12 protein-coding genes are annotated in these 12,094 nt (G+C 68.8%); 5 read left to right on the plus strand and 7 right to left on the minus strand.

The genetic code is table 11. The features are described 5' to 3' along the window. Positions 1–53: 53 nt before the first annotated feature. The 5 genes from ACIQM0_RS02850 to ACIQM0_RS02870 all read right to left on the minus strand — a co-directional run bounded on the left by ACIQM0_RS02850 (position 54) and on the right by ACIQM0_RS02870 (position 5,333). Positions 54–746, minus strand: coding sequence for a hypothetical protein (locus tag ACIQM0_RS02850; protein WP_401282858.1), 693 nt, complete (start codon positions 744–746; stop codon positions 54–56). Then, positions 743–1,165, minus strand: a complete 423-nt coding sequence (locus tag ACIQM0_RS02855; protein WP_207317066.1) for a thioesterase family protein — start codon at positions 1,163–1,165, stop codon at positions 743–745. The genes ACIQM0_RS02850 and ACIQM0_RS02855 overlap by 4 nt, the downstream gene beginning before the upstream one ends. A gap of 5 nt (positions 1,166–1,170) precedes the next feature. Then, a complete protein-coding gene (gene ettA, locus ACIQM0_RS02860) occupies positions 1,171–2,835 on the minus strand; it encodes an energy-dependent translational throttle protein EttA (protein WP_363029721.1) in 1,665 nt (554 codons plus the stop codon). Positions 2,836–4,020: 1,185 nt separating this feature from the next. Then, positions 4,021–4,536: a GNAT family N-acetyltransferase gene (locus ACIQM0_RS02865; protein WP_401282862.1), complete on the minus strand. Its 516-nt coding sequence runs from the start codon at positions 4,534–4,536 to the stop codon at positions 4,021–4,023. Between the two features lie 20 nt (positions 4,537–4,556). Next, positions 4,557–5,333 (minus strand): GntR family transcriptional regulator, encoded by a 777-nt coding sequence (locus ACIQM0_RS02870; RefSeq protein WP_401282865.1) that lies wholly within the window; start codon positions 5,331–5,333, stop codon positions 4,557–4,559. A gap of 195 nt (positions 5,334–5,528) precedes the next feature. Here ACIQM0_RS02870 and ACIQM0_RS02875 point away from each other — a divergent pair, with 195 nt between their 5' ends. From ACIQM0_RS02875 to ACIQM0_RS02895, 5 genes are all read left to right on the plus strand, one after another. Further along, positions 5,529–5,849 (plus strand): hypothetical protein, encoded by a 321-nt coding sequence (locus ACIQM0_RS02875; protein ID WP_401282868.1) that lies wholly within the window; start codon positions 5,529–5,531, stop codon positions 5,847–5,849. Continuing rightward, positions 5,846–6,607, plus strand: a complete 762-nt coding sequence (locus ACIQM0_RS02880) for a hypothetical protein (protein WP_401282870.1) — start codon at positions 5,846–5,848, stop codon at positions 6,605–6,607. Before ACIQM0_RS02875 ends, ACIQM0_RS02880 begins: the two co-directional genes overlap by 4 nt. 112 nt (positions 6,608–6,719) lie before the next feature. Then, positions 6,720–7,412 carry an HNH endonuclease gene (locus ACIQM0_RS02885; protein WP_401282873.1) on the plus strand — a complete coding sequence of 231 codons (693 nt, stop codon included), beginning with the start codon at positions 6,720–6,722 and terminating at the stop codon, positions 7,410–7,412. Further along, positions 7,409–7,633, plus strand: a complete 225-nt coding sequence (locus ACIQM0_RS02890; protein WP_401282875.1) for a helix-turn-helix transcriptional regulator — start codon at positions 7,409–7,411, stop codon at positions 7,631–7,633. The genes ACIQM0_RS02885 and ACIQM0_RS02890 overlap by 4 nt, the downstream gene beginning before the upstream one ends. A gap of 436 nt (positions 7,634–8,069) precedes the next feature. Continuing rightward, complete coding sequence (locus tag ACIQM0_RS02895; protein ID WP_401282878.1) at positions 8,070–9,326, plus strand: tyrosine-type recombinase/integrase; 1,257 nt, start codon at positions 8,070–8,072, stop codon at positions 9,324–9,326. A 389-nt stretch (positions 9,327–9,715) separates the two neighbouring features. On the opposite strand, the gene ACIQM0_RS02900 is transcribed toward ACIQM0_RS02895, so the two are convergent. Together ACIQM0_RS02900 and ACIQM0_RS02905 are read right to left on the minus strand one after the other, a co-directional pair. Beyond that, positions 9,716–11,167 carry an LAETG motif-containing sortase-dependent surface protein gene (locus ACIQM0_RS02900; protein ID WP_401282881.1) on the minus strand — a complete coding sequence of 484 codons (1,452 nt, stop codon included), beginning with the start codon at positions 11,165–11,167 and terminating at the stop codon, positions 9,716–9,718. A 202-nt stretch (positions 11,168–11,369) separates the two neighbouring features. Continuing rightward, on the minus strand, positions 11,370–12,014 hold the full coding sequence (locus ACIQM0_RS02905) for a single-stranded DNA-binding protein (protein ID WP_401282884.1): 645 nt from the start codon (positions 12,012–12,014) through the stop codon (positions 11,370–11,372). Positions 12,015–12,094 lie beyond the last annotated feature (80 nt).

A 12,094-nucleotide genomic window follows, 5' to 3' on the forward strand; every position in this document is an offset into this window, starting at 1 on the left:
CGCGTGTGCGGGCCGGGCCGGGCACTCAGCACGTCGGCCGGGTCAGGGAGCTCCTACCCGCCCACCGAGACATCGAGCATCCCCAGCCCGCCCCCGGCACCGGCCCGCCGCAAGGCGATCGCGCCGAACGGGGTGCGCAGCCGCAGCCACGCCCCCGAGGCGAGCAGGGCGACGGGAAAGTCCGGTGCGGACCGGAGGAAGCCCAGCGCCTGCGCCGCGTGCACGGCCCGCAACGGCAGCTCCGTGCCACCGACGGTCCGCGACCAGATGTCGCGCCCGATGAGGTCCCGCTCCGCCCGCGTGCGCCGGTCCTCGGGCAGGCTCTCGTCGCGCGCCCGGAACTCCGCCACGGCGGCGGTCAGCGCCGCGCGCAGGGAGACGGGATCCGGCAGGCCCCCGCGCTCCTGCCAGCCGCCGCGCGGGGGCAGCACGCCCGTCCACGGCGGCCCGGTCACCGGCGAGGGCAACGCCCCGGCACCGGCTTCCGGACCTTCTACGTCCAGCGATTCGAGGAGTTCACCGGCCGACACCGTGACATCGAAGTCATGCGTGTCCGCGAGCCGTACCGCCCGGATCGCCAGGACGTCGAACGACGGCGGCCGGCCGAACACGGCGAGCGCCCCGCCGCCCGCCTGAAGGCGTACGGCGGCGGCCCGGTCGTAGTGGAGCAGCCGACCGAGGAAGCCCGCGAGATCCGCGGCCTCCCTCGCGTCGGCGAACAACAGCGACTGCACGGGCACGGTCATGCCGCCGCGGGCTCCTCGGCCAGGTACTTCTGGAGGAAGAGCTTCTCCTCGGCGGAGATCCGCCGAGGGCGTTCCTCGGCCAGGTCGTACGGCACGACGATCGTCGACGCCCGTACGTACACCTGCTCGGGATCCTTGATCTCGTAGGCGATCGTCAGCGACGCGGCGCCGATCTTCGTGACCCAGGACTCGACGGTCACCGGCGAGTGCCGGTGGACCAGCGGCCGGACGTAGTCGATCTCGTGCCGGGCCACGACGGAGCCGCCCGCGAACGACGGCGAGCCGTCACCCGGCGCCAGCCGGAACATGAAGTCGATGCGCGCCTCCTCCAGATAGCGGAGGAAGACCACGTTGTTGACGTGCCCGAAGGCGTCCATGTCCGACCAGCGCAGCGGGCAGCTGTAGATGTGACGAGCCAAGACGATCAGCCTCGCGTGAGCTTCTTGTAGGTGGCGCGGTGCGGACGGGCCGCGTCCGCGCCGAGACGCTCGACCTTGTTCTTCTCGTACGACTCGAAGTTGCCCTCGAACCAGTACCACTTGGAGTCGCCCTCGTACGCCAGGATGTGCGTGGCGACGCGGTCCAGGAACCAACGGTCGTGGGAGATGACCACGGCCGCACCCGGGAACTCCAGGAGTGCGTTCTCCAGCGAGGAGAGGGTCTCGACGTCGAGGTCGTTGGTGGGCTCGTCGAGGAGCAGCAGGTTGCCGCCCTCCTTGAGCGTCAGCGCCAGGTTGAGGCGGTTGCGCTCACCACCGGAGAGCACACCGGCCGGCTTCTGCTGGTCCGGGCCCTTGAAGCCGAACGCGGAGACGTACGCCCGCGACGGCATCTCGACCTGGCCGACGTTGATGTAGTCCAGCTCGTCCGACACGACGGCCCAGAGGGACTTCTTCGGGTCGATGTTGGAGCGGGACTGGTCGACGTAGGAGATCTTGACCGTGTCGCCGACCTTGATGGAGCCGGAGTCCGGTGTCTCCAAGCCCTGGATCATCTTGAACAGCGTGGTCTTGCCCGCACCGTTCGGGCCGATGACGCCGACGATGCCGTTGCGCGGCAGCGTGAACGACAGGTCGTCGATGAGGACCTTGTCGCCGAACGCCTTCGAGAGGTGCTCGACGTTGACGACGATGGAACCGAGGCGCGGGCCCGGCGGGATCTGGATCTCCTCGAAGTCCAGCTTCCGCATCTTGTCCGCCTCGGCCGCCATCTCCTCGTAACGAGCAAGACGTGCCTTGGACTTGGTCTGCCGGCCCTTGGCGTTGGAGCGGACCCACTCCAGCTCTTCCTTGAGCCGCTTCTGCCGCTTCTCGTCCTTGCGGCCCTCGACCTTGAGGCGGGTGGACTTCTTCTCCAGGTACGTGGAGTAGTTGCCCTCGTAGGGGATGGCGCGGCCGCGGTCGAGTTCGAGGATCCACTCGGCGACGTTGTTCAGGAAGTACCGGTCGTGGGTGACGGCGACCACGGCGCCCGCGTACTTCGAGAGGTGCTGCTCCAGCCAGTTCACCGACTCGGCGTCGAGGTGGTTGGTGGGCTCGTCGAGCAGCAGCAGGTCCGGGGCCTCGATGAGCAGCTTGCAGAGCGCGACACGGCGCTTCTCGCCACCGGAGAGGTTGACGACGGGCCAGTCGCCGGGCGGGCAGCCCAGGGCGTCCATGGCCTGCTCCAGCTGCGCGTCCAGGTCCCACGCGTTGGCGTGGTCCAGGTCCTCCTGGAGCTTGCCCATCTCGTCCATGAGCGCTTCGGTGTAGTCGGTCGCCATTTCCTCGGCGACCTCGTTGAAGCGCTTCAGCTTGCCCATGATCTCGGCGGCGCCGTCCTGCACGTTCTCCAGCACGGACTTCGACTCGTCGAGCTTGGGCTCCTGCATGAGGATGCCGACGCTGAACCCGGGCGACAGGAAGGCGTCACCGTTGGACGGCTGCTCCAGTCCCGCCATGATCTTCAGCACCGTGGACTTACCGGCACCGTTGGGACCCACCACACCGATCTTCGCGCCGGGCAGGAAGCTCAGCGTCACGTCGTCAAGGATGACCTTGTCGCCGTGCGCCTTGCGTGTCTTGCGCATCGTGTAGATGTACTCAGCCAAGAGAAACCGTCCGGCAATCGATGAGTGGGCAGATACACCCCATCTTGCCTGACGGCCACCCCCAAGGGGAAACGCGCACTGTCAGCGCCTCTGAGCTGCGGCGGAGCACCTAAGGCCCTTCCGGTACCTGTCGTCATTCGTCATCTCTGGCCATCATTGGTTGTCGTCTACCGGCCCACAACCGGCCCAGTGATCCGCGCGATGAGCTGCACTTTCGGTGTCCTGGCCACGCAGGCGTTCCGGCCCGGCGCGGGCCTCCTCCCCCGCTTGTCGCTTATCGCCTGTCGCTTGTCGGCGTCCAGGTCAGACGGTGGTTCGAGTCCAGCGGGAAGTATGAGCGTGCGGGTGCACGACAAGCGACAAGCGTGCGCTCCAGCAGGAGCGCACGCCACCGAGGCCGTACACGCCCCGCAGGGCCAACGAACCCCTTCCCGGGCCCGTTTGGTCACCGCACTCCCGTTCAGTCGTCACGAGCCCCGTGGGGACGCGGCGTGACAGGTTTCCGGGCTCTCGCGCGCACGCGTAGGGGCCCTCCGGAGACCCGGAACCGGCTTCTCGCGTGGCGAATAGGACCCGCCACGCGAGAAGCGCGGGCTGGGGCTTCGCTCGGTTCGGCCTCACAGGTGCGGTTACGTCGGTTACATCGGTTACACCGCAGGTCAGGGGCATGATTTCTGTAACCGATGGGTGGGGTGTAACCGATGGCGTGCGGTTACAGGTGGTGGAGGGCGGGGCGGTGTAACCGGAAGCGTTCCGGTTACACCGCCCCAATCGGTTACAGGTACGCCGCAGGTCAGGGGCCCAATGGGAGGGGTGTAACCGATGTAACCGAGGATTCCGGGGGGAGGGGGGAGTCGACTTCCAGTGAGGCCTCGTGGGATAGCTCTGCTCATTCGGTGACCAAGGACGCTCTTAAGTGGGGGGCTACTCTCTCCGGCACTGCAGTCGACCGCCCCCATTTAAGAGCCGTCTGCACTAGCCACCAACCTCGTCAGCGCCGAACCGACCCCGGCCGCATCCGGCAGTGGTGCGCCGAAGGTCGTCGCCGAAGGCGTCCCCGTTGCTGTTCGCCCTGACCCGCGCTCTTCGAGTGGCGGGAGCTATCCGCTACACGAATCATGCCTCTGACCTGCGATGTAGCGGCGTAGCGGAAGTAGCGGACCTGAAGAGAGGGAGGAGGGCGGATCAGCCTTCCGCAGGTGAGACGAGAGCCACCGCTTCCACACCCTCCCCGTCTTCGAGGGGGTGCACGATGCGGCCGATCTCTTCCCATCCGAGCCGCCGATAGAGACGAATGGCGGAGCTGTCCTTGACCATCACGTCGAGCACCAGCCTCAGGCCGTGACGGTCTCCATAGGCTTGGGCCGCTCGCACCAGGCGTTCACCCACAGATCGCTTTCGCGCGTCAGGGAGCACGAATAGCCGGGCGAGCACGCCTACCTTCGTCTCGTCCGCGCCAGCGCGCTGCTTCCATAGAGCCACGGCGCCTTCACCAGCCGGTCGGTTCACGGAGACGTGACCAACCACGTCTCCGTCTGCGACAGCCACCCATGCTTGGAGGGCCTCGGTGGCTGTCAGCCACTCCTGAGGGTGGTCGACCCCCTCTACGGGGTATCCGTCCACCGCGTGCACCGCGACCAGCGCAGATGCCGCCCGAGGAATGTCCGCGCTGGTTCGCGGCCTAACGACTACCTCGGGCAACGGAGCCTCCTCCCCGAGCACTACTGAACGGCCAGTTCATACTTCAGACCAGTGAGGTCAGACCGGTGAACGTACCGGGACACCTCGAAGGCCGCACCCTCCTGGTCGAAGCTGGTGTGCAAGACCTCCAGCACGGGCACGCCGGCCGAGAGCCCGAGGACAGCGGCTTCGTGGGGCGTGGGCATCCGCGCAATGATCTCGTCCCGAATCGTCGTCATGGCGTGGCCGAGTTCTTCGAGGCGGCCGTAGATGCCGTTGGGGCCGCTTTTCGCTTCCATAAGCAACGTGCCCTCCGCCTCAGCCCACTTGAGGTAGGTCGAGACGATCTGAACAGGCTCGTCATCCGCGAAGTAGTGGTTCTCTCGATGCACGACGCTCCGCTCTTCCGGAGGTACTCCCAACCGCTCCGCGACGTCGGAGGGCGGCACCTCTCGGGCAATCGAAGGAACGTCAATACGGGCGGTCTTCCCTTGACGCTTGGCCTCCAGGCGGAAGGGGGTCAGGCCCGTTTCACGGTTCTTGAGCGAGTACCGATCGCTTCCGAACCGGAAGAGGCGGCGGGGCTCTCGCACGAAGACGCCGCGTCCGTGCTTGGCAACGACAAGCCCCTGTTCAGCGAGTAGCCGGATCGCCTCACGGGCGGTGTTGCGCGCGGCTCCGTACTGCTCTGCGAGCGTCCGTTCCGAAGGGACCCTGTCCCCCGGTTGAAGCTCGCCGGACTCGATGGCAGATCGGAGCGCCTGAGCAATGAGCCTGCTGGCGGGGGGCTGACTTTCGGCGTTTCCAGACGGGGTCATATCGCCATTATACAACTGGCTTGAGCCAGTGGCTTGACGTTCAGCGGACCGTCATGCTCAACTGGCTCAAGCCAGTAAGTGGCTCAAGCCAGTGGGAGCGACGCCCCTCCGCCACAGAAGTTCGTCGCTCCCCTTGACCCTTGAAGGGGCCATCTCATGATGCCTGAAACCACCCTCCCTCGTATCGCTCGGCCGGTGAGCAGCGTTACCGCCGTTGCGGACTCCACGCTGGTCGTCAGCCTGCTGGATCAGGTCGCGATCGACGGTCTGTCGTTCTCGGAGCTGGTGGGCCTGCTGGCCTTCACCCCCGGGGCGAATCTCTACGCCGACGAACTCGCCGACGACCACCTGGTCGTGACTTGTCTGGAGTTCGCGCTGCTGACGGCCCGCACGGAGGACCGGAGGGCGCGCGGCGCTCTGGCGGCCCGCCTGCTGGACCGCCCGCAGGCCCCGGAGCACGACTACGCGGCGCTCGTGGCCCGCACGGTGACCAGGGTCTTCGGGGTGACGGCATGAACGCCCCGGCCATGCACACAGCGGCCCTGTTCGCCCGCGTCCCCTCCCGCCCGCACGGTGCCCTGGTGGCCCGTGCGAGCGGGGCGGGCCCGCTCTCCGTCCCCGTGGCGGGCGGTGAGCTGTGCCGCGAGGAGACCGCGGCGGCCCTGTTCGAGGTCTACACCGACGAACACGCCGTGCCCGGCATCACCACCGACACCCTGTACGCCCTCCTGAACACGTCCGTGGCCGACCTCGGCCCCGCCGGACTCGTCCAGTGCACCGACGCCTTCTCCGGGCTGGACGCGGTCGAGTTCCCGGAGGTCGGCGTCTGCCGCTGGTACGCCTACCGGCTGGCCTTGTCCTTCAGGTACCAGGGTGCCCGCTCGCGGCCCATGACGGCCGGTGAAGCCGCCGCGCTGGCCCTGTCCGGCTACGCCCACACTCTGGGCGCCAGCCGACTCGACCCCCGCCGCCTCGCCCGCCAGATCCGCGACGGCGCGGCCCGCGTCCCCGCCGCCGTCCTCATCCAGCTCGGGCGCGCGGTCGCCGCCGACCTGGCCCACATCCCCGACCCCGGCAACAGCGGTAGCTGGCTCTACCGCCGACTCCTGCCCGACCGCCAGCGCACCCGGCACTGCTTCGACCTGATCCGCAGCAACGTCCCCGTGCCCCTGCCACTCGTCGTACGGACCGACGACGGCGCCTTTCAGATCGGGGCCGCACCGCCGCCCGGACCCGGCAACCGGTGGGCTCGCCCCCTGCGCGCCCAGTGGTGACCAGTCGACCCCGATCGCCCCTCCTGCCCGACCGATCGACCCCCGGTCGGTCTACACCTGACCTGCGTGACGACCCGCGTCACACCCCCGTCACGCCCTGGAGAACCCTTCTGTGAGCACCCGCCGCTTATCCGCCGCCCGGCGCCGCCATCGCCGGGAACAACTCGCCCGCCGACACGGCGCCCGCTGCACGTACTGCCTGCGCCCGTTCACGGCCACACGCGAACCCACGATCGACCACATCGTCCCCCACTCGCTCTTCCCGACCTGGTCGGTCGGTCACCTCACCTTGGCCTGCCGACCGTGCAACCACGCCAAGGCCAACCGTCTCCCGCTCTCCCTCGCACTCCTCCTGCTGCGCCGGTACGGCCCGCCGCAGCCGACCGGTACGGCCGTGAACACGACGCTTGTTCACGGGGCCCCCACCGTGTTCACGGCCCCGATCACCCCCGCACCCGCGCTCCTCACCGACCGGAAGACCGGGCAGGTTACGCCCGGTCGGGCCACCGTGAACAGCCACCCGACCGCTGCGTCTTCCCCGGTGGCCCTGTGGCTGCTGCTGGCCCGGATCGCTCACGCCCGCGAGGCGGCCACCACCGCCCGTGAACAACCTCGCGGACACCGTGAACACTCGGTCGGCCGCCGTGAACAGACCCGTGAACGCCGTGAACGCCCGGTCGGTTTCCCGGCCCGCGCGTCCCCCCGACCACCGGCCACCGCCCCCGCCGGCCGACCCGACAGGCCGAAGCCCGCACTGCTCCCACGCACCGCCCGCCCGGAGACGAGGAGTCACCAACGCCCATGACCAGCAAGCCGATTGAGACTCTGCGCGGCGGACTTCCCGACCGCTACCTCACCCCGGAAGACTTGGTCGCGATGTTCAGCCTGCCGAGCGTCGAGACCGTCTACGCATGGCGCCGCAAGAAGCTCGGACCGCCCGCCGTCCGCATCGGCAAGTACCTGCGCTATGACCCCGCCGCCGTACACGCCTGGGTTCACGAGCAGACCGCCCACGACGCCGCCTGACCCTCGGCCCGCACGAGGGGGAGGTAAAGCCCTCCCCTCTACCCGGCACCCGGAATCCGCCCGCCACTACGCGCACCGAACGCCTCCGTACGGCGCCCGCCAGTAGAGGGGGCCCTTTACCCCGGTAGAGGGGCAGGTAAGGGGCTCCCACCTGCGAGGTAAGGGCGGTAAAGGGGGTCGCGGCCCGCTCCTCGAAGCACCGCTCAACCCGGGGGAGGGAGTTGGGGAGTCGCGCACATCCTGGGGAGTTCTCCCCAACCGCCTCCCCAACCCGCCCCCCCAGGCTGATCAGCCAAAACACTCCAGGTGGGGAGGTGGGGAGGTGGGGAGGCACCCGGCGTCCCTCCTGAAAAGCCGCTCCGAGCGCCATCCCGAGAGGGGGCCCACGCCTCCCTCTCCAGCACTCCACCACCACCTACGAAGGGTCACAGCCCGCATGGCTGGCTACGTTCAGGACCGTTGGTTCAAGGAAGAGACGACCCCGGATGGCAAGACCGTTCGCGTCAAGACTGATCGCCACGGCATCGGGATGCGTTATCGGGCCCGCTACTTCGGCCCGGACGGCACCGAGAAGTCGGAGAGCTTCCCGGACCGGCAGAAAAGCCGGGCCGACAAGTGGCTGACGCGCATCGAAGCCGACATGGACGCGGGGAACTATGTCGACCCGAAAGCGGGTCGGGTCACCTTCGGTGAGTACGCCGAGAAGTACCTCGGCGGGTTGACTGCCGACCAGGTCAGTCAGGAGGTCGTACGCAGGCGCATCCGGCTCCACGCGGTGCCCTACATGCGGACGCGTCCGATGGGGTCGTTCAAGCCCGAGCACGTGCGGACGTGGCTGAACAGTCTCCAGTTGGCAGTACCGAACGGCACCTACCGCCGCGCCATCTACGACTCGGTCTCGGCGCTGTTCAACGCAGCGGTGGACGACAAGGTTCTCAAGTCGAACCCGTGTCACGTCCAGTCGGTCAAGGCCCCGGTCCCGGAAGACCGGCTGATCGTTCCCTGGTCCCAGGAGCGCGTGTTGGCCGTTCGCGACGGGCTGCCCGCGCGGTACGCGGCCACCGTGGACGCCGGCGGAGGCTGCGGGCTGCGTCAGGGGGAGGTGTTCGGCCTCGCCAAGTCCAACGTCGACTTCGCCACGGGTTGGGTGCACGTCCGTCAGCAGATCAAGCGCGTGGGCGGAACCCTGGTGTTCGCCCCGCCGAAGCGCGGCAAGCTCCGGGACACGCCCCTCAGTCCCGTGGTGGGGGCAGGCTTGCGGGAACACATGGACCTGTTCCCGCCCGTGCCGGTCACGTTGCCCTGGAAGACCCCGGACGGGCCGCCGACGACGATGGAGCTGGTGTTCACCAGCGGTGTAGGCAACGCGATCTGGCGAAGCTACTTTGACGACTTCGTGTGGAAGCCCGCCCTTGCCACGGCGGGCGTCATCCCTCCGCGCGGGAAGGGCGAGCGGCGCTACGCCGCCGCCCCGGACGACGGGATGCACGCGCTGCGGCACTTCTACGCCTCGGTGGTCCTGGAGGCCGGAGGCAGCATCAAGGCTCTTAGCGTCTACCTGGGGCACTCCGACCCGGGGTTCACGCTGAAGATCTACACCCACCTCCTGCCGAGCAGCGAGGAGAAAGCACGCGAGGCCGTGTCGTCGGTGTTCCAGCGCATCCGCCCGCTGGTGCTCCCGGAAGCGGCCTGACGGGCAGCTACCGGCCCCCTACCGGCCCACGGCCCCGAACCGGCCCCTGTCTTGCGGCTCCGCCGCTGGTCAGGGGCCCTTTTGTGCCTAGGTACCGCAAGACACACCCCATCTTGCCTGACGGCCACCCCCTGATGGAAACCCGTATCAGCGGGCGGCCGTGACCTGGCCCTCTGCCTGTCCGCCCGCGCGGGTGATCTGTCACTGCCTGTCGCCGCCGGTCACCTAGCGCCCGGCGGGAACTGCTTCTGTGTCCGCTGGGCATCCACCGGCATCGTCCCCGACCGAGCGGGATCCCGGAGTCCGGCCCCGCGATATGTGACGGCCCCGGTACGCGGCTGCGTACCGGGGCCGTCGTCAGCACACCGTGACCGTGTGCCTACGGTTCATCACTCGCCGGAGGGCTGGCCCTTGCGTCGGCGGAGGAGGAAGACCGCGCCGCCGCCGATGACGACCAGGGCGATCGCGATTCCCGCGATGATCGGGGTGGCGTTGGAGCTGCCGGTCTCGGCGAGGTCTCCCTCGGCGCCCGCGGAGCTGCCGCCGGCCGTGGCGGTGGTCGTGCTGGGCTGGTCGGCGGTCTGGGTGTCGAGGCCGCCGGTGGTGGTGTCGCCGCTGGTCTTGCAGTCCAGCACGCCCTTGAACGTCTTCGTGAACCCGCCCGGCCCGGTGATCGTGACGTCGTACGCCTGGTCCTCGGCGACCGGCACGGTCACCGTCTCGGACTTGCCCGCCTCGACGGTGTGCTCCGCTCCGGCCAGTTCGAAGGTGAACGCCTCGTCGCCCTTGTTGCTCGCGGTGACGTCCACACCGCCCTTGGCGCAGTTCTTCTTCGCGGAGACCGCGGGCATCGCGCCCTTCTTGGCCCAGGTCGCGGCGGCGCTCGCCGAGACCGTGGACTCGCTGGAGCCGGCCAGGATCTGGGTCTGGCTCCTGGTCACTCCGGCGAAGGCCCGGCCGACCGGTACCGAGGTGGTGGCCTGGACGGTCAGTGAGGCCGAACCGTCTGCGGAAGCGGCCGGAACGTCGAAGTAGAGCTCGGAGCCGTTGACCGCCGTGGTGACGGCCTTGCCCTTCTTGTCGGTGACCTTGATGCCGCTGGCGGAGTCGGCGGGCGGGGCCACCGAGACCTGACCGGCGTTGGTGCGGACGGTGACCGGACCCAGCCGCTCGCCGGACCGGCCGGACACGGCGGCGGGGTCCAGGGCGAGGGACGGCTTGGGCTCCGCCGTGTCGGTGGCGGACTTCTCCAGCCAGTCCGCGAGCTTCTCCGCCTGGCCGTCCGACGCGTCGACGTCGGCGTCGTCAGAGAAGCGCCAGATGGCGACCTGGGTGCCCGCCGCCGCGGTCTTCTCGGTGAGCGGCCCGGTGCCCGCCGCCTCCGCGAGTGCCGAGAGGTCGTCGATCTGCGGGTAGGAGTGCTCGAGGATCCAGCGGATCCGGCCGGCGTTCTTGTTGCTTCCCAGCGAGGTCTGGGCCCAGGGGGTCTCCAGGTACTTCGCCTGGTCCTGGGTGGGGTTGTGAATGTCGATGCAGTACGTCTTGAGCTTGCCGCCGCCGTCGACGGTCATCTCGAAGAGCCCGGCGGGCAGTCTCTGCTCCTTGCCGTCCGCGTGGAGCACCGCGACGTCGTACGTCTTCAACCCGTCCAGTACCGCGCTCGCGCCGCCCTGGTGCTGAGGCGCCTCGTCGGCAGCCGCACCGCCCGCCCCGGCGAGGGTGCCGGCCATGACCAGACCGGATGCCACCACCGACGCCGCCAGGCGGGATATGCCCCGCATCCGCCGGGAACCGACCGTCGTCCTTGATGACGAGGCGGTCGCTGAAGAAGCAAAAAACACAGAATTCCCCTCCGGGCGAGACCCTCGCGCCTGGTGCGCGTGTGGGGAATGTCCCGCCTGCCGACTCAAGTGCCCTGTGAGTACTGGGGAATCCTAAGGACGAAGCGAAGCACAGTCCCCCGTCATACCGTCGGATAACCATTCCGACTCGGAATCGTTATCCCCGGTAACGCTTGGGCCAGAGGCCGTTGCGTCCGTCCGGTCAGGGTGCGGACACGAGTTCTGGGCCGCTTTTCCTGCGAACCGTCCGCCGCCTGGCCGTTGGGCGTTCCGCCCGATCCGGCCGGTCCGGCTGATCCGAATCGCCCGTCCGCGTCGGCTGATTGGGCCCGCCTGACTGAGCTGACTCATCCAGTTCATCCAGTTGATCCGGCTGGTCCGGTGCCGTCTGTGGTGGCGGCTGGTCCCGGCCGGACACCTCGCGCACAGCCCATCGGTCCGGCTCGGCCGCCCCCGGGCCGCCCATGCGCGACACCAGCCCCGGTTCGCCCCTGAGCACCCGTCGGAACGCCGACGTGCCCCGGGTCAGGTCGTGGCCCACCGCCGTCGCCTCGATGTCCACGAACGTCCGTCGCTGCCCCTCCCGTTCCTCCTCACGCACCTTCAGCCTGCCGTGCACCACCAGGGGTTCCCCGACGGAAACGGAACCCGTCAGATTCGATGCCAGAGTCCGCCATGCCCACACGGTGTAGAAGCTGGTGTGCCCGTCCGCCCAGAGCTGTTTCTCCCGGTCCCACCGCCGGGGCGTCACCGCGAACCGGAATCGCGCCATTCCCCCGCTCGCGGTCTCCCGGAACTCCACACCGGTGGCCGCATTGCCCACCAGCGTCACCAAGGTCTCGTTCATGGCTCCGCCTCCCCTTCGGTCTGGATTCAGTGACCCGAGCCCTCGCGTCCGGTCACTGATCCCATGGTGAAGAGGAGGCG

Source organism: Streptomyces sp. NPDC091387 (assembly GCF_044756945.1).
Classification (GTDB): Bacteria; Actinomycetota; Actinomycetes; order Streptomycetales; family Streptomycetaceae; genus Streptomyces.

What these genes read in the sequence shown, in the direction of transcription:
- ACIQM0_RS02850 (WP_401282858.1), bottom strand. Translation starts at nt 746, where the DNA reads ATGACCGTGCCCGTGCAGTCGCTGTTGTTCGCCGACGCGAGGGAGGCC.
- ACIQM0_RS02870 (WP_401282865.1), bottom strand. Translation starts at nt 5,333, where the DNA reads ATGACCCCGTCTGGAAACGCCGAAAGTCAGCCCCCCGCCAGCAGGCTC.
- ACIQM0_RS02880 (WP_401282870.1), top strand. Translation starts at nt 5,846, where the DNA reads ATGAACGCCCCGGCCATGCACACAGCGGCCCTGTTCGCCCGCGTCCCC.
- ACIQM0_RS02890 (WP_401282875.1), top strand. Translation starts at nt 7,409, where the DNA reads ATGACCAGCAAGCCGATTGAGACTCTGCGCGGCGGACTTCCCGACCGC.
- ACIQM0_RS02895 (WP_401282878.1), top strand. Translation starts at nt 8,070, where the DNA reads ATGGCTGGCTACGTTCAGGACCGTTGGTTCAAGGAAGAGACGACCCCG.
- ACIQM0_RS02905 (WP_401282884.1), bottom strand. Translation starts at nt 12,014, where the DNA reads ATGAACGAGACCTTGGTGACGCTGGTGGGCAATGCGGCCACCGGTGTG.